This window comes from Geodermatophilus sp. SYSU D00758, from assembly GCF_054049955.1.
Genome location: NZ_JBJGYK010000024.1, coordinates 1 through 16,519, shown reverse-complemented (window position 1 = coordinate 16,519; position 16,519 = coordinate 1). Strand labels below are relative to the sequence as shown.

Below are 16,519 nucleotides of genomic sequence, written 5' to 3'. Positions count from 1 at the left end.
GGTTCGCGGCGGCCGGGCGGGGGAGCAGGATCTGCGCCCAGCCGGCACCGACGCCGTCCACCCATCGGGAGGTCGCGAGGCCCCCGGGGACAGAACCCGGCGTACAGGCCGACTCGTCCGTCGCGCGCCGTTACCGGTGGCGACCGGCGTGGGGTCGGTTCCGGCCGGGGCCGATGGGCTCGTCCGGCAACGGGCGGAGGACCGTGTCGGCCTCGTCCCGGGGCCCCGACGATCGGCGCGTGCTCATCGCCGAGGACCTGCTGCTCCTCCTGACCGCCGACGACACGGGCAAGTTGACCGCGGGCAGGACGAACACCGACATGGCCCTCGGCGGGGCGCTGCTGGCCGAGCTGGCACAGATGGGGAGCGTCGACCGCGCGGGCTCCGACGAGCGCGTGCGCGAGGGGCCGGCTGGTCGTCCGGGACGCCGCGCCCACCGGGGACAGCGTGCTCGACGACGCCCTGGCCACCGTCGGCCGCGAGGAGGGCGAGAAGCCCCGGAACGTGGTGACCGCACTGGGCAGGCGGACGCGGGTGCGGCTCTACCAGCGTCTCGCCGAGGCCGGCCTGCTGCGCGCGGAGGAGGGTCGGATCCTCGGCGTCTTCCCGACCCGCCGGTGGCCGGCGGAGCACACCGACCACGAGGCGGTGGTCCGAGCCGGCCTCGTCACGGCCGAGCGGATCGCCGAGGGGGACTGGGTGGGGAAGGCCGTCCGGTCGGCCATCGACACGGGGACGGCGATCATCGCGGGCTCGTCGAGCGCGGCCGGAGGCGGCGGCTCCTGACCTCACCCGACACGGGGCCCCGGTCCGCTACAGCCGGGCGGGGTCCACCGCGATCTCCACGGTCACGACGTCGCCGTCGTCCTTGCCGCGGCGGATGCGCGCCGGCACGGGCAGCAGCCAGCCGGCCCGCCGGTCGCGCCACGCGCTGGTCGACCAGGTCCGCCCGTCGACGGTCGCGGTCACCGGCACCCGGCCGAAGGGGCCGGCGACCTCCGGCGCGTGCTCCGCGGGCACCGGGGCGAACACCCAGCCGCCGGCGCCGGGGGTGCGCACGAGCGTCGCGTCGAAGGGCACGGGCGGCAGCGTGCCACGGGGGGACGACGATCCCGGGCGGCCGGCCCGCCCCGGGTCAGGACGTGGTGAGGACGACGAGCTGCTGGGTCGCCCGCGTCATCGCCACGTAGCGGTCGACCGCTCCCGCGACACCCGCGCCGAACGCCTCGGGGTCGACGAGGACGACCAGGTCGAACTCCAGCCCCTTGGCCAGCTCCGGGGGCAGCGACCGGACGCGGTCCCCGGGCAGCGACCCCGCCCGGAACGCGGGGTCGCCGATGACGCAGGCGGTCCCCTCGGCGTGCGCGGCCAGCCAGCTGTGGAGGAGCCGGTCCCGCTCCGACGCCGGGCCGTGGTGCACGGGGACGCCGCCGCGGCGGATGGACGTCGGCACGTTGGCGTCCGGGAGCGCGGCCCGGATGACCGGCTCGGCCTCCGCCATGACCTCGGCCGGCGTGCGGTAGTTCACGGTCAGGGACGCCACGGTGACCTCACCCAGCCCGACCCGGCGCAGCCGCTCCGGCCACGACTCCGGGAACGCCCGCCGGGCCTGGGCGCGGTCCCCGACGACGGTGAGGCTGCGGGACGGGCAGCGGCGCAGCAGCATGTGCCACTCCGCGTCGGTCAGCTCCTGGGCCTCGTCCACGACGACGTGCGCGAACGGGCCGGCGAGCCGGTCCGGGCCGGCGGTGGGCAGCGCGGCCCTGTCGACCAGGGCGTCCCGGAGGTCCTGGTGGCGCAGGCTCGTCATGAGCAGCAGCTCGGAGTCGTCGGCGGCGATCAGCTCGTCGATGACACCGGCCATGCGCTCGCGCTCGACCGCGGAGGCGGCCTCCTGCCGACGCCGGCGCCGCGACGACCCCGGGTCGCCGAGCCGCTGCCTCGCCGCGTCGAGCAGCGGCAGGTCCGACACCGTCCAGGCCCGCGGGTCCGCCCGCTGCAGCGCCCGGACCTCGTAGGCTCCCAGCCACGGGGCGCACCGGCGCAGGTAGGCGGGCACCGACCACAGGTCGGCGACGAGTTCGGGTCCCTCGAGCAGCGGCCACGCGCGGGAGAACGTCGCGCGCAGGTCCTCGTCCTCGCGCAGCGACGCGCGGAGCAGGTCCGCCGGGACGTCGGCGTCGTGCGCGTCGGCGACGATCGCGACCAGGGCCTCCCAGACCTGGTCGCGCGCCTCGTTGTGCGGGGTGCCGGGCTCGGGCGCCTCGAACGCCTCGGCCCAGTCGTCGGGGCCCAGGCGGACGTCGGCCCAGGGGGTGCTCACCGTCGTCCCCCGGGCCGGCGGCTCCTCGTAGAAGCGGACGGCGGTCTCGATCGCCGCGACCAGGTCCGCGGACGACTTCAGCGCGGCCACCCGCGGGTCCGGCTCGACCCCGGCGGCGGCGCCCTCGGGCACGAGGTCGCGCAGGGTCGCCGTCTGCACACCCTCCTCGCCGAGGCTGGGCAGGACGTCGGAGACGTAGGCCAGGTAGGGCTGGTGCGGGCCGACGAACAGGACCCCGCCCCGGTGCTGCCCGAGGCGCGGGTCGGAGTGGAGCAGGTAGGCGGTGCGGTGCAGGGCGACGACGGTCTTCCCCGTGCCGGGGCCGCCGTCGACGACGAGGGCACCGCGGGACCCCGCGCGGATGATGGCGTCCTGGTCGGCCTGGATCGTGGCGAGCACGTCGCGCATCCGGCCCGACCGGTGCCCGCCGAGGCCGGCGATGAACGCGGACTGGTCGTCGAGGGCGGCGTGCCCCTCGAGGCCGTCCGGGGTGAAGACCTCGTCCCAGTAGTCGGTGACCCGGCCGCGGGTCCAGCGGTACCTGCGGCGGCTGGCCAGCCCCATCGGGTCGGCGTGGGTGGCGCCGAAGAACGGCTCGGCCGCGGGGGAGCGCCAGTCCAGCAGCAGCCGGCGGCCCGAGCCGTCGGTGAGGCCGAGCCGCCCGACGTACACGGGAGCGGGCTCGTCGGCGCGGACCATGCGGCCCAGGCACAGGTCCAGGCCGAAGCGGCGCAGGGTGCGCAGACGGGCGGTCAGCCGGTGCACCTCGAGGTCCCGGTCCAGCGCCTCCTGGCCGGTGCCGCCGGGTGCCCGGCGCTCGGCCTCCAGGCGGGCCGAGAGGTCGGCGACCGATCGCTGCAGACCCTCGGCCACGGCCGCGAAGTGCTCCTCGTCGCCGGCGATCAGCGCCGGGTCGGCCTTGGCCGCGAGGCGACCGGGGAGGTCGAACGCACCGGCCGGTGGGGGGTGGACCTCCCCGGCCCCGGTCGACGTCCGGCGCGGTCCACCCGTCGACGACACCTGCTGCATCCCGCGACCCCCTCGGCCCGCACGCCCGCCTCCGGCCGGCGATTCTGCGGGCTCCCCGGGGTCTTGCCGCAAGACCACGGTGGCGCTATACGTTGAGGTGGGAACGAGGGTGGGTCCGCGAGCCCGTCACCCGCCGGGGCCGGAGCGGCCCGTCCCGGGAGCCGCCGGTCGGGCCTCCTCGCGGGTCACCCGGGCAGGACACCCGCCGGCGACGGGGGCGCGGACCCGGTGTCCCGGTACCGCGCCCCCGCCTGCCGACGCGGTCGGTCAGGGGGTGAAGCTCACGTGGACGTGGTCCATGTGGTTGGCGGTCGCGGACCCGCGGTCCTCCATCGCCCGCCAGCCCGAGCCGCCGGCCATGTGGATGCGCTGCTTCCAGATGACGTACTCGACGTTGAACCGGTCGGCGTTGTCCAGGACGTACTGCGCGATGGCGTCGCCGCTCGCCGAGTCGCTGTAGACCATGAAGTCGGCCGCGAGCTCCTGCGTGGGCGAGTGGCCGGGGCGCGTGTAGACGGTCGACACCCCGAAGGTCTGCGCGACCTCGGCGACCACCGGGCGGACGTGCGGGGCCCAGGCGCTGTAGGCGGTCGACGTCGCGGTGGGCGCACCGACGAGGTCGGCGGCGACCGGCGCGACGGCGGGGGCCGCAGCCGGAGCCGCGGCCGGGGCCGGGGCCGGCGCGGGCGCCGGTGCGGCCGCGGCCTGGCCGCTGGACCACGAGCGCCAGTGCCCGTCACCCCGGCCGTCCCGGTGGTCGTCGGCCTGGGCGACCGACTGGCCGCCGAGGGCCAGGGCGACGGAGAAGGCACCCACGGTCACGCCCTGGAGCGCCCGGCGACGGGCGGTCCGGGGACGGGTGACCACGTCGGCGGAGCGGTCGGGCGTGGCGGGGTGCTGGCTGTTTCCGAGCATGGCTGAGGAACTCCTGAGGGGTCGGTCCCCCGGCGACCGTCGTCGGACGGCCGCCTGGGACGGCGGTGCGGGATGGGGTGGCGGCGCGAGGCCGGATCGACAGGCGGGTCGGCAGGCGCGGCCGGCAGCCGCGCGCGGGGTCCCCGGCGGTCCGGCTCGATCAGGCGTGGAGCCCGACCGGCGCCGGGTGACGGCGGGGGTGCGGCGGCTGTGCCGACCTGGCTGCGCGGACCGACCTAGACGCGCAGGGGGAGCGCGCCGCGGTGTCGACTGCGAGTGGTCACGGGCGCTGGACGGGCCCGTCGGCGCACCATTCGGTGGCTCTCCGTTCTTCCCATGGCCGCCTACCGGGTTAGCTGACGGGTTCGGGCGGGGAAACGCCCTACCCGTTCCCGAGCGGAGCTCGGGGAACGGGACTCACCCCACTGGTTCGGTTGGGTCCCCGGCTCGCGTCCGTGCTGGTGGACGCGACTCGGCGGCGCCCGGCGCGGTTCCCCCGGTGGAGGAAGTACGACCGGCCGGACCGCAGTCACGGTAGGGGTGTCGTGGACTCCCGACAACGCTGATGCGTCTCTACTGGCGACTCCGCAGGTAATTCGCGGCGCGTCGCGTGCGGCTCGGCGTGTCGCGGGCGGCGGGTGCCCGGGCCGGCCCGTCCGCCGCCCTCCGTACCCTTGCGGACGTGACCGCCGTCCCCGCCCTGACCGTCGCCCTCGGCGACTCCTTCGCCCGGGAGCTGCCGGAGCTCGCGGTCCCGTGGCGGGCCGTGGAGCCGCCGGAGCCGCGCCTGCTGGTGCTCAACGAGCCGCTGGCCGCCGAGCTCGGCCTGGACCCGGAGGCGCTGCGGGGCCCGGACGGCGTCCGGTTCCTGGCGGGGACAGCCGTGCCCGAGGGCGCGCGGCCTGTCGCGCAGGCCTACGCCGGCCACCAGTTCGGCTCCTTCGTCCCGCGGCTCGGGGACGGTCGGGCGCTGCTGCTCGGCGAGCTGACCGGCGCCGGGGGCCGGCTGCGCGACCTGCACCTCAAGGGGTCCGGGCCGACGCCGTTCTCCCGCGGCGGGGACGGTCTGGCCGCGGTGGGGCCGATGCTGCGCGAGCACGTCGTCGGGGAGGCGATGCACGCGCTCGGCGTCCCGACCACCCGGTCCCTCGCCGTCGTCGCGACCGGGCGCCCGGTGCGGCGCGAGAGGCTGCTGCCCGGCGCCGTGCTCGCGCGGGTGGCCGCGAGCCACCTGCGGGTCGGCACCTTCCAGTACGCCCGCGCCACGGGGGACGTCGACCTGCTGCGCCGCCTCGCCGACGTGGCGATCGCCCGCCACCACCCCGCCGCCGCGGAGGCCGACCACCCCTGCCGGGCGCTGTTCGAGGCGGTGGTCGCGGCGCAGGCCGACCTGGTGGCCCGGTGGATGCTGGTCGGCTTCGTGCACGGGGTCATGAACACCGACAACACGACCGTCTCGGGCGAGACCATCGACTACGGGCCCTGCGCCTTCCTGGACACCTACGACCCGGACGCCTCCTTCAGCTCCGTCGACGTGGGCGGCCGCTACCGGTACCGCAACCAGCCGCCGGCGGCGGAGTGGAACCTGGCCCGGTTCGCCGAGGCCCTCCTGCCGCTCCTGGACGACGACTCGGACCGGGCGGTCGCGGTGGCCACGGAGGCCCTCGGCGGTTTCGGCCCGCGCTACGAGGCGGCGTGGACGGCCGGCATGCGGGCCAAGCTGGGGCTGCCCGACGGCCTGGACGACGCGGTGGCCGGGGCGCTGGCCGACGACCTGCTGGGCCTCCTCCAGCGCAACGGCGTGGACCTCACCACGGCCTTCCGGGCGCTCGGCGCCGCGGCCCGCGGGGACGTCGACCGCGCCCGGGACCTCGTCCTCGACCTCGCCGGATTCGACGCGTGGGCGCAGCGCTGGCTGGCCCTCGCCCCGGACGCCGACCGCATGGACCGGGTCAACCCCGTGTACGTCCCCCGCAACCACCTGGTCGAGGAGGCGCTCACCGCGGCGGAGGGTGGCGACCTGGCGCCGTTCCGGCAGCTGCTGGACGCGGTGACCCGGCCCTTCGACGAGCGGCCGGGGCTGGCGCGGTACGCGGCCCCCGGCCCGGACACCGGCGTCCCCTACCGGACCTTCTGCGGCACCTGATGCCGCCGTTCCGCCGCCTGCCGGCCGGGACCATGATGGGTCGCGGGCACCGTCGGGAGGTGGCGCGGTGGGGGAGGACGAGAACCGGCGCGCTGCCGAGCTGCGCCTCCGAGAGGTCCAGGAGGCGCGCGAGGCGGCCGCGGGGCAGCGGGACGAGGCGGCGCAGCACCGGGACGAGGCCGGCCGGCGGCGCAGCCGCGCCGCCCGCCTGCGCGACGCGGCCGCGGACGAACGGGACGAGGCGGCCCGCCGGCGTGAGCGGCGGGCCGACGACCGCGCCGCGGCCGGGCGCTCGCGGGAGGCAGAGGCGGCCGAGCACGAGGAGCAGGCCGCCCGCTGGGAGAGCGCGCTGGCCGGCCGTGCTCCCGCGTCCTCGGCGGAGGAGGCCGAGGAGCAGGCGCTCATCGACGAGGAGGTCCGGACGAGCCACCGGGCCCGTGCGGAGGGCCTCAGTCAGGCGGCTGCGGCCGACCGCGCCGCCGACGCGCAGGACCGGCTCGCCGCCTCGTGCGACCGGGTGGCGGCCGCGGCCGACCGGGCCGCCGCGGAGGCCGAGCGGGTGGCCGCCGAGGCCGACCGCCTGCACGCCGCCGGCGACCGCATGGCCGCCGAGGCCGACCGGGAGCAGGGCGAGGTGGAGCGGGCGCAGCGGGACTGACCGTGCGGTGGCCGTGGCCGCCCCACCGACGTGTCGTGGCCCCGCCCTGCCGGCTGCAGGGCGGGGCCACGACGCGCGGCGGGGCCGAGCGCGGTGCCCGGGGCGCCGACGGGGGTCAGCGCCGGCCGGGCGGCACCTGGCCGTTCGGCGCCGTGACGGTCACGACCGCCTCGGCCACGGAGCTCTCCGCGCCGTCCGTGACCTGCACCCGCACCGTGCGCCGGCCGGGGGGGCAGGCCGGCGCCGACGGGCACGCTCACCCCGCCGCGTCGTCGAAGACGCCGTCCCCGTCGAGATCCCAGGCGTGGCCGAGGTCGCCGCCGTCGTCGGTCGAGCCCGAGGCGTCGAGCAGGACGTCCCGGCCGACGCGGGTCGAGTACGGGCCGCCGGCGCCGGCCACCGGTGCCGCGTTCAGCTCCAGGCCGACCAGCACCGGGTCGTGGTCGGAGGAGCCGTAGGCGTCCGGCGCGTACAGCGAGGGCTGGTTGACGTCGTCGTAGTCGTAGGCCGGCGCCTCGGCGCTGTTGACGTGCCAGATGTCGACCCCGGTGACGTCCCCGGCGATGCCGGGGGAGGCGAAGACGTAGTCCAGCGTCCCGAACTCGCCGTCGAAGGAGTAGCTGTAGCGGTCCGCCGTCGGCAGCCGCGCCGCGGTGCTGGTGTACCCGGCGTCGGCGAGGACCTCGATCGGGTCCTCGGCCTCGTAGGCGTTGAAGTCACCCAGCAGCAGGACGTCCTCCGCGCCCAGGTCGGCCACCAGGTCGACCAGCGCCGCGGCCTGCCGCTCGCGCAGGTCGTCGCAGTTGCCGCCGAAGGGGTCCGGCGTGCCGCACTGCGGGTTGGACGAGCCCTTGGACTTGAGGTGGTTGACCACGACGGTGAACTCCCGGTCGCTGCCGACCGGCGTGAAGGCCTGCACCGCCGGGGGCCGGTCGAACACCGGCTCGCCGGGGAACCCCGGGTCGGCCGGGTTCAGCAGGGCGGGGTCGGACGGTGGGGGGCCGGCCGGGGTGACCACGGAGGCGCGGTAGACGATCGCCGTCCGGATGGCGTCGGTGCCGTACGTGCCGCCCAGGCCGTTCGCCGGGGTGAGGTCCGGGGCCCGGACCGCGGTGTAGTGGTCCGCGGGGTCGGGCTGGGCGGCGTTGAGCGCCGCCACGAGGGTGTCGAGCGCCGCGCCCCCGTCGTCGGCGATCTCGATGAGCCCGACGACGTCGGCGTCCAGCGCGGTGATCGCGCTGACCAGCTTCGCCTGCTGCCGCTCGAGCTCGGCCGGGTCGTCCGCGCCGCGGTTGGCTCCACCGAACTCGACGAAGTAGTTGAGCACGTTGAACGAGGCGACCTGCACGTCCCCGCCGACGGGGTCGGGCGCGCCGGTGCGCGGGTTGCGCCGCTCGAAGGCGGCGGTGGTGCCGACCGCCGGCTCGACGCGGTAGGCGCCGAAGGCGAAGGACAGGACGCCGGTGACCGGCTCGGCGAGCGCGTCCCCGGCCCGCGGCAGGGTCGCGCCGTCCTCGTCGACGGTCCAGGGCAGCGGCGTGAGGTTCTGCCCGGAGCGGCCGTCGTCGAGCAGCACCCGGTCGGCGTCGTTGGCCGCGTTCCCGGCCGCCGAGGTCGGGATGCGCAGCAGCTCGCCGGTGGTCAGCGCCACCTCGCCGAAGCGGCCGAGGGTGTACAGGTCGGTCGCGATGAGCCCGGCCGGGACGGTGACGAGCATGCCCTCGTAGCGCTCCTGCCCGTCGACGCCGCCGGCGGGCAGCTCGAAGGGCAGCGACAGCTCCACCGGGTCGGGCAGCTCGGCGGTGCCGAGCACCTCGATCGTGCTGCCGCGGCCGAGCCGGGTCTCCGAGCCGGTGTAGAGGTCCGCGCTCTCGAGCTCCTCCACCGTGCCGGTCACCCGGACCCGCTGGCCGACCTCGACGGTGGTGGCGTCCTGGAGGACGCGCAGGCCCTCGCTGGTCCGGGGGTCGTCGTCCGGCTGCGTGCTCTGCACGAAGAAGCCGCCGAACTCACCGGCGCCCTGGAAGTCGCCGACCACGACGCCCTCGACGGTCACCCGGTCGCCCACGAGCGGGCTGGTGGCGCCGGCGCCCTGCACCTCGGCGATGGTGGTCGCGGTCGGGTCGGGCTGCTCGGGCGTGCTGCCGCCGCTGTTCCGGGGCGCCGGCGCGGCGGTGGTGAAGTCGGCCGCGTTGTCGTCGGTGTCCTGCGTCCCCTCCCCGAGCCGGGACAGCGCGGAGGAGGCACTGCCGGTCGGGGCCGGGCGGTCCTCGGCGAAGTTCGCGGAGCCGTAGCCGACGAGGTCGAGGATGCGCTCCAGCTGCGCGTCGGAGCAGGGGACCGACCCGCCGTTGCAGCCCAGGGACGTCGTCCCGTCGGCCAGCGCGACCTTGCCGGAGCTCGCGGAGAGGTTGAGCGGCCCGGTGGCGTCCGGGGTGGGCAGCGGGTCGCCGGTGGACCCGCCGGCGAGCTGGACGAGGAAGCGGCCACCGGGTGCGACGGTCGCCTCGGGGAGGGCCAGCGGAGCGAAGGCGCCGGTGCCGGTCGCGGAGGCGTACTGCAGCGACAGCCCGGTCGTGGAGACCGGCACCGTGCCGCGGTTGTACAGCTCGACGTAGTCGGCGGCCAGGGCCGCGCCGGAGTTGCCGCCGGCCCCGTAGACCTGGCTGATCACCAGGCCGTCCGAGACGGCGGACGCGGGGGCCGGGGGGAGGGAGACGAGGAGGCCGGCGCCCAGCGCGGTGAGCAGTGCCCCGGCGGTGGTGCGGCGGAGGGTCATCGAGGTCCTCGGTCCGGAGGGGAGGGCGTCGGGACGACGCGGGTCGCCCGGGTGGGGCAGGCCCGCAGGACGCCCGGTGGCTCCGGGGAGCCGATCGCGACGCTGTGTATCCCGCAATGACGGTGAGCAACCCCTGGCGGTCATCAGACCCCAGGCCGGGACCCCTCGGTCCAGACACACGACATGACCACGAAGTGGCCTCTCGGTTACCGCAGGTGAGCCCGGACGCCCGTGCCTCCCCGTGGGCGCCCCTCGACCCGGTGTGCCGTCACCCCGAGGTCACGGCGCGGCGTGGCGGCGGGACCGCGGCGGGGCGCCCGGCTCGGAGAGGGCAGCGCTGAGCGGCCGCGGACGCGGCCGGCCCGACCGCCACGGAGCCGCCCGGCACGGAGCCGACCCCGCCCGGTCGTCGTCCACCCGCTGCGACCGTGGACCCCGCAGGTCGGGCGTCGCGGACCAGGGCCTCGTCGGTCAGGCGTCGCGGACCAGGGTGCGGAGCTGCGCCGCCCGCTCCGGGGTCACCTCGATGCCGTGGACCTGCTCCGCGTGCGGCCCGGCCTGGTCGAGCAGGTCGTCCACCGTCTCGCCGCGCAGCACGGTGTCGCAGTCGAAACCGGCGTCCCGGCAGCTGAGCTCCTTCACGGCGACCTCCTCGGTTCGGCCCGGGTGCGAGCCGGGTTCCCGCGCGGGACAGCCTGCCGCAGCCCCGGGCCGGTGCGCCAGGATGGGCCGCACGCAGTGATTTCCTCCTGGAGGTGCGATGAGCGTCCCCGGCCACCCGCCGGCCGCGATGGTGGTGCCCGCCTTCTCCGTGCGGCAGCGGGTCACGGTGATGGTGAACCGGTACGAGATCCGGGCCACCGCCCCCGACGGCAGCGAGGGCCAGCTGCTCGCCTTCGCCGAGCAGAAGCGGATGAAGCTCAAGGAGCAGGTCGACTTCTTCACCGACGAGTCCAAGACCCGTCGGGTGTTCTCCTTCAAGGCCCGGCAACGGCTCGACGTCCGGGCCGAGCACGACGTCCTGGACGAGAACGGGGCCGTGCTGGGCACCTTCCGCAAGGACTTCGGTGCCAGCCTGCTGCGCTCGACGTGGCACCTGTCGGTCCCCGGGCTGGAGGCCACCGGCCGCGAGCGCCGCCAGTCGATCGCCGTCCTGCGGCGGGTGTGGGACGTCCTGCCGGTCGTCGGCGACGTCTGGATCCCGTTCGTCTTCCACTTCGACTTCGTGGACCCCGCCACCGGCGCCACGGTGCTGGTGAGCGAGCGGCGCAAGGCGGTCCGCGATCGCTACCAGGTCACCGTGCCCGACCCCCGGCTCGACTTCCGGGTCGCGGCCAGCATGGCGGTCGCCCTGGACGCCCTGCAGAGCCGCTGACCCCCGGGCGGGGCCGCACCGCCTCCCGGCGTCCGGACGGCCCTGCCGCCGGGCGCATTCGGCAACCCGGCCTCGGGTACGCGAGTGCCCGGCACAGCGCCCCGAAGGTGAGTGAGAGGGCCAGCCGGGCGGAGGCGCGAGGTCAGCGGTCTGCCCGATCGTCAGCCGGGGTGGGGCGCGAGGGGTCAGCTAGCGCCCTCGCGCGGCAGCACGATCCGGTACTGCGCGATCTTCCGGTAGAGCGTCGCGCGGCCGATCCCGAGCTCCTCGGCGGCACGGGTCACCGTCGTCCCCGGGGCGGTGAGGCAGCGGACGATCTCGTCGCGTTCCAGCCGCTCCAGGCGGGTCAGCGGCCGCCCGCCCCCCTCGAACACCTCCGGTGCCAGGTGGTGCAGGTCCACGAGGTCGGTCCGCGCGACGGCGCCGCGCACCACCCGGCGCAGCTGCCGGACGTTGCCCGGCCACCCGTAGCCGGTCAGCACGGTCGCCGCCCGCGGGGTGAACGCCACCTCGCGGCGGCGCTCCTGGGCGGCCAGCGCCCGGGCCAGCGGCAGGACGTCCTCGGCCCGGTTCCGCAGGGCCGGCACCTCGACCACGGTGTCCACCAGCGGGGCGAGCGGCTCCGGCAGCGCGGCGAACTCCGGCGCGGTGAGGACGAGCGGGGCGGGGCCGGGCCGGCGGACGGCGGCCAGGGCGGTCGCCAGCTCACCCGCGGCCCACGCGGGCAGGTGCGCGGTGCCGGAGACGACCACGCAGACGTCGTCGGCCCGGAGTTCCGGTGTCCACAGCTCGAGCCAGGCCGCGACGTCCCCGCCCTCGGGGGCCCGCGCGTGCAGGATCCGGGACCGCGGCCCGGCCCGGAGCCGGCCGCGCGCCGCGAGGGTGGCCTTCCCCGAGCCGTCCTCGCCGAGGACCGCGAGCACCCTCCCGCCGGCCGTCGCCCGGGCCGCCTCGGCGACCGCGGCGCGCCACGCGGCGGAGATGCAGGGGTCGGCGGCCTCGGAGGCCTGGTGCCCGACGACGTGGAAGACCTCCCCGCGCGGCGCCGGCCGCACCGTCCGGCCGGTGGCGCGGACCGCCATCAGCGCGCTGGTGGCGCCCGCCGCCGTCTGCGCCAGGGCCAGCAGCAGTTCCGACGAGCTGTCCGACCAGGTGGTCAGGTTGATCGTGCCGGCGAGGTCGGCGGTGACGGGGTCGAGCACCGGGGCGGCGGCGCAGGTGTAGCCGCGCAGCCCGGTGACGTAGTGCTCGTCGGCCCGCACCAGCGACGGCGCCCGGTCGGCCAGGGAGAGGCCGAGCCCGTTGGTGCCGGCGTTGCGCTCGGCGTAGGAGAACCCGGGCGCGAGGTGCACCCGGTCGAGCGAGCGCTGGATGCCGGCGTCGTTGCACAGCCGGGCCAGCACGACGCCGAAGCGGTCGGCGACCATGAGCGAGACCGGCTCGTTGGGGATGGTGGCCTGCATGCCGGTGAGGACCTCGCGGGCGCACTCGTGCAGCAGCGAGCCGGTGTCGAGCTCGCCGGTGAAGACGGGGGCGACCTCCTCGGGGGAGACCCCGTACCCCTCGCTGCGCCGCCAGGAGGCCCGCAGCCGGGGGGCGGCCAGCCCGGCGCGCGGTGCGGGATCCGGTTCGTCGACCACTGCGGTGCACCTCCGGCTGGGCGCGGCTGCTCACCCGAGGCTACGACGATCGTGAGCCGCGTCACGGCGGCGTGCGTCCCAAAGTGAGACACCGGCCACCTTCTGCCTCGTGCACGACCTACCTAGCGTCGGTGCGCATCAGGGTGACCGCCGCCACGTCGAGCGGCTGCCACCCGAGTCGGCTACCGCTCCAGGACGAGGAGGCCACCGTGTACAGCAAGGACGGCGAGGACTACTACATCGTCGACGCCCACATCGCCCTGTGGGACGCCCGGCCGGAGAACCAGCGCAACGTCCACGGCAAGCAGTTCATCGACTGCTTCTACGACTACCACCGCAACCTCAGCCCGGAGTCCGAGCAGTGGGGGTACGAGGAGTACCTCTACCAGGGCGGCGAGCGGCTGATGCGCGACGTCTTCGTCGACGGCATCGTCGACCACGCGATCTTCCAGCCGGCCCGGCTCGCCGAGTTCTACCACCGCGGCTTCGGGCAGACCGAGGAGGCGTTCGCGCTCGCGCAGGCGCACCCGGACAAGCTGACCTACAACCACTACTGGGACCCGCGCGACGGCGAGAACGGCCTGACCGCGCTGCGCGAGGCCGCGGAGCGGATGAACCTGAAGGGCGTGAAGCTCTACACCGCGGACTGGCACGGCGAGTCCCGCGGCTGGAAGCTCACCGACCCGATGGCCTACCGCTACCTGGAGCTGTCCCAGGAGCTCGGCATCCGCAACATCCACATCCACAAGGGCCCGACGATCCGCCCGCTGGACCGGGACGCCTTCGACGTCGCCGACGTCGACGCCGCCGCCAGCGACTTCACCGAGCTGAACTTCGTCGTGGAGCACTGCGGCCTGCCCCGGCTCGAGGACTTCTGCTGGATCGCCACCCAGGAGCCGAACGTCCACGCGGGCCTGGCCGTGGCGATCCCGTTCATCCACACCCGGCCGCGCTACTTCGCCCAGATCATGGGCGAGCTCACCTACTGGCTCGGGGAGGACCGCATCCTCTTCTCCAGCGACTACGCGCTGTGGACGCCGAAGTGGCTGGTCGAGCGGTTCGTGGACTTCCAGATCCCGGAGGACATGACCCCCGAGTACGCGCCGTTGACCACCGAGCTCAAGAAGAAGGTGCTCGGCCTCACCGCCGCCAAGCTGTACGACCTCGACGTCCCGGCGCACCTCCGGCTGCCCGACGCCGACGAGACCGCCACCGGCCCGCGCCAGCCGGCCGCCGCCGACCTCGCCACCGTCTGAGGAGGGACGCCGATGACCGCGCTGCTCACCGACCGCACCGCCGGGGTCCTCGAGAGCGAGGTCCGGGCCGCGCTGGGCACCGTCGTCGACCCGGAGCTCGACGAGCCCATCACCGACGTCGGCTTCGTCCGCTCCGTGACGGTGGCCGGTTCCACCGTCGAGGTGCACCTGCGGCTGCCCACCTCGTTCTGCGCGCCCAACTTCGCCTGGCTGATGGTCTCCGATGCCCACGACGCGGTGTCCGCCGTCCCGGGGGTGGGGTCGGTGGTGGTCGAGCTCGACGACCACCACGACTCCGACCTCATCAACCGGGGGATGGCAGCCGGGCTGGGGTACCGGGGCACCTTCGGGCACGAGGCCGAGGAGTCGCTCGACGAGCTGCGGGCGACCTTCCGGCGCAAGGCCCACACGGCGGCGATGGAGCGGGCGGTCACCGCCCTGCTCCGCGCCGACCCGGCGGTGGACGTCGCGGCGCTCACGCTCGGCGACCTGCCGGCGGGGGAGCACACCACCGACGCGCTGCTGCGCCGGCGGGCCGCGCTCGGCCTGCCGGTGGACGACGGTGCGCCGGCGCTCCTGCACCCCGACGGCACCCGCCCCACCCCGGCGGAAGCGCCCATGGTGCTGCGCCGGGCCCGGTCCGTGCGCGTCTCCGTCGACGGCAACGCGCACTTCTGCCGCGGGCTGCTCACCACCCGCTACCCCGGGTCGGAGGCCGACCAGACCCCCCGCCCCGAGGACCGTCCCCTCCTCCCGCTCACCGTCTCGAAGGGAACCCACCCGTGAAGGCCGTCCGTGTGCACGAGTACCACGCCGACCCGACGATCGACGACATCCCCGAGCCGCAGCTCCAGGGTCCGCTCGACGTCATCGTCAAGATCGGCGGCGCCGGGGTCTGCCGCACCGACCTGCACATCCTCGAGGGCCAGTGGGCCGAGCTGCAGAACCCCGACCTGCCCTACGTGATCGGGCACGAGAACGCCGGGTGGGTGCACGCGGTCGGGGAGGGCGTCACCAACGTCGCCGTCGGTGACACCGTCATCCTGCACCCGCAGCCCAGCTGCGGCCTGTGCACGGCCTGCCGCGCCGGCCGGGACATGCAGTGCGAGAACGCCTTCTTCCCCGGGCTGTCGAACGACGACGGCGGCATGGCCGAGTACCTGCGCACCACCGCCCGCGCCTGCGTGAAGCTCGACCCGTCCACCAACCCCGCCGACGTCGCCGCGCTCGCGGACGCCGGCATCACCGCCTACCACGCCGTGCGCAAGGCCCTGCCGCTGCTGCACCCGGGCACCACCGCCGTCGTGCAGGGGGCCGGCGGTCTCGGCCACATCGGCGTCCAGTGCCTCGCCGCGCTGTCGGGGACCCGGATCGTCGTCGTCGACCGCAACCCCGACGCCCTGGAGCTCGCCCGGCAGATCGGCGCGGACGAGACCGTGGTCGCCGACGGGAACCAGGTGCAGGCGGTGCACGACCTGACCGGCGGAGGTGCGGACGTCGTGTTCGACTTCGTCGCCGAGCAGGGCGCGGAGATGGACGGCTGGCGCATGACCGGCCCGGCCGGCTCGCTCTACGTCATCGGTTACGGCGGCGAGCTGCGCATCCCGACGCTGGAGTTCGTCGCCGGCGAGAAGAACATCGTCGGCAACATCGTCGGCACCTACACCGACCTCGCCGAGCTGATGGTGCTCGCGCAGGCCGGCAAGGTCACGCTGCACACCCAGCAGTACCCGCTCGACCGGGCCGTGGACGCGATCCGCGACCTCGACGCGGGGAAGGTCCGGGGCCGCGCGATCCTCGTCCCCTAGAAGGACCCCTTCCTCCCCACCCTTCGCAGGCTCAGGGTGGGTCCCTGGAAAGGGGCCGTTCCAGTCCCTCACCTGAGGAGCAGCAGTTGATCTTCATCACCGCGAAGTTCCGCATCAAGCCCGAGGACGCCGACGCCTGGCCGCAGATCAGCAAGGCGTTCACCGAGGCCACCCGGGCCGAGCCGGGCTGCCTGTGGTTCGACTGGTCGCGCAGCCTCGACGACCCGGACGAGTACGTGCTCGTCGAGGCGTTCCGGGACGACGACGCCGCGGGGGCGCACGTCAACAGCGACCACTTCAAGGCCGCCCAGCGCGACCTCCCCCCGCACCTGCAGGAGACCCCGCGGATCGTGAACGTCACGGTCCCGCAGGACGACTGGTCCGAGCTCGGCGAGCTGCGCGTCGAGGCCTGAAGGCCCTGCCGGGGGGGGGGGGGGGGGGGGGGGGGGGGGGGGGGGGGGGGGGGGGGGGGGGGGGGCGGGGGGGGGGGGGGGGGGCCGGGGGGGGGGGGGGGGGGGGGGGGGGGGGGCGGGGGGGCGGGGGGGGGCGGGCGGGCGTCGATCGCGCGCGGGCGGGGGGGCGGGCGGCGG

Annotated in this window: 14 protein-coding genes, 1 pseudogene and 1 riboswitch; of the genes and pseudogenes, 9 read left to right on the top strand and 6 right to left on the bottom strand. The window is 76.0% G+C overall.

Features of this window, described 5'->3' with window-relative positions:
• Nucleotides 1–173: 173 nt before the first annotated feature.
• Both ACI8AC_RS17145 and ACI8AC_RS17140 read left to right on the top strand, forming a co-directional pair.
• Nucleotides 174–416, top strand: a pseudogene (locus tag ACI8AC_RS17145) (GPP34 family phosphoprotein); the annotation flags it as partial.
• Between the two features lie 31 nt (nt 417–447).
• Nucleotides 448–786, top strand: coding sequence for a GPP34 family phosphoprotein (locus ACI8AC_RS17140; RefSeq protein ID WP_456899034.1), 339 nt, complete (start codon nt 448–450; stop codon nt 784–786).
• Nucleotides 787–813: 27 nt separating this feature from the next.
• Here the strand turns inward: ACI8AC_RS17140 and ACI8AC_RS17135 are convergent, their stop codons facing one another.
• From ACI8AC_RS17135 to ACI8AC_RS17125, 3 genes are all read right to left on the bottom strand, one after another.
• On the bottom strand, nt 814–1,080 hold the full coding sequence (locus ACI8AC_RS17135) for a DUF1905 domain-containing protein (protein ID WP_456899033.1): 267 nt from the start codon (nt 1,078–1,080) through the stop codon (nt 814–816).
• Nucleotides 1,081–1,135: 55 nt separating this feature from the next.
• On the bottom strand, nt 1,136–3,352 hold the full coding sequence (gene helR, locus ACI8AC_RS17130; protein ID WP_456899032.1) for an RNA polymerase recycling motor ATPase HelR: 2,217 nt from the start codon (nt 3,350–3,352) through the stop codon (nt 1,136–1,138).
• Between the two features lie 267 nt (nt 3,353–3,619).
• Nucleotides 3,620–4,267: a hypothetical protein gene (locus ACI8AC_RS17125; protein WP_456899031.1), complete on the bottom strand. Its 648-nt coding sequence runs from the start codon at nt 4,265–4,267 to the stop codon at nt 3,620–3,622.
• Nucleotides 4,268–4,595: 328 nt separating this feature from the next.
• A riboswitch (cyclic di-AMP (ydaO/yuaA leader) is annotated at nt 4,596–4,745 on the bottom strand.
• 204 nt (nt 4,746–4,949) lie between these two features.
• Between ACI8AC_RS17125 and ACI8AC_RS17120 the strand changes: the two genes are divergently transcribed.
• Nucleotides 4,950–6,413: a protein adenylyltransferase SelO gene (locus ACI8AC_RS17120; protein WP_456899030.1), complete on the top strand. Its 1,464-nt coding sequence runs from the start codon at nt 4,950–4,952 to the stop codon at nt 6,411–6,413.
• 67 nt (nt 6,414–6,480) lie between these two features.
• Nucleotides 6,481–7,071 (top strand): hypothetical protein, encoded by a 591-nt coding sequence (locus ACI8AC_RS17115; protein WP_456899029.1) that lies wholly within the window; start codon nt 6,481–6,483, stop codon nt 7,069–7,071.
• A 256-nt stretch (nt 7,072–7,327) separates the two neighbouring features.
• Here the strand turns inward: ACI8AC_RS17115 and ACI8AC_RS17110 are convergent, their stop codons facing one another.
• Nucleotides 7,328–9,850, bottom strand: a complete 2,523-nt coding sequence (locus tag ACI8AC_RS17110; protein WP_456899028.1) for an ExeM/NucH family extracellular endonuclease — start codon at nt 9,848–9,850, stop codon at nt 7,328–7,330.
• A 471-nt stretch (nt 9,851–10,321) separates the two neighbouring features.
• Nucleotides 10,322–10,492 (bottom strand): DUF1059 domain-containing protein, encoded by a 171-nt coding sequence (locus ACI8AC_RS17105; protein ID WP_456899027.1) that lies wholly within the window; start codon nt 10,490–10,492, stop codon nt 10,322–10,324.
• Nucleotides 10,493–10,610: 118 nt separating this feature from the next.
• Between ACI8AC_RS17105 and ACI8AC_RS17100 the strand changes: the two genes are divergently transcribed.
• Entirely contained in the window at nt 10,611–11,225 is a 615-nt protein-coding gene (locus ACI8AC_RS17100; protein ID WP_456899026.1) for a hypothetical protein, read from the top strand.
• A 185-nt stretch (nt 11,226–11,410) separates the two neighbouring features.
• On the opposite strand, the gene ACI8AC_RS17095 is transcribed toward ACI8AC_RS17100, so the two are convergent.
• Nucleotides 11,411–12,865 (bottom strand): AAA-type ATPase lid domain-containing protein, encoded by a 1,455-nt coding sequence (locus ACI8AC_RS17095; RefSeq protein ID WP_456899025.1) that lies wholly within the window; start codon nt 12,863–12,865, stop codon nt 11,411–11,413.
• A gap of 209 nt (nt 12,866–13,074) precedes the next feature.
• Here ACI8AC_RS17095 and ACI8AC_RS17090 point away from each other — a divergent pair, with 209 nt between their 5' ends.
• The 4 genes from ACI8AC_RS17090 (at nt 13,075) to ACI8AC_RS17075 (ending at nt 16,342) form a co-directional block, all read left to right on the top strand.
• Entirely contained in the window at nt 13,075–14,121 is a 1,047-nt protein-coding gene (locus ACI8AC_RS17090; RefSeq protein ID WP_456899024.1) for an amidohydrolase family protein, read from the top strand.
• Nucleotides 14,122–14,133: 12 nt separating this feature from the next.
• Nucleotides 14,134–14,907 carry an iron-sulfur cluster assembly protein gene (locus tag ACI8AC_RS17085; protein WP_456899023.1) on the top strand — a complete coding sequence of 258 codons (774 nt, stop codon included), beginning with the start codon at nt 14,134–14,136 and terminating at the stop codon, nt 14,905–14,907.
• Nucleotides 14,904–15,929 (top strand): NAD(P)-dependent alcohol dehydrogenase, encoded by a 1,026-nt coding sequence (locus ACI8AC_RS17080; protein WP_456899022.1) that lies wholly within the window; start codon nt 14,904–14,906, stop codon nt 15,927–15,929. The genes ACI8AC_RS17085 and ACI8AC_RS17080 overlap by 4 nt, the downstream gene beginning before the upstream one ends.
• Nucleotides 15,930–16,015: 86 nt before the next feature.
• On the top strand, nt 16,016–16,342 hold the full coding sequence (locus ACI8AC_RS17075; RefSeq protein WP_456899021.1) for a putative quinol monooxygenase: 327 nt from the start codon (nt 16,016–16,018) through the stop codon (nt 16,340–16,342).
• Nucleotides 16,343–16,519 lie beyond the last annotated feature (177 nt).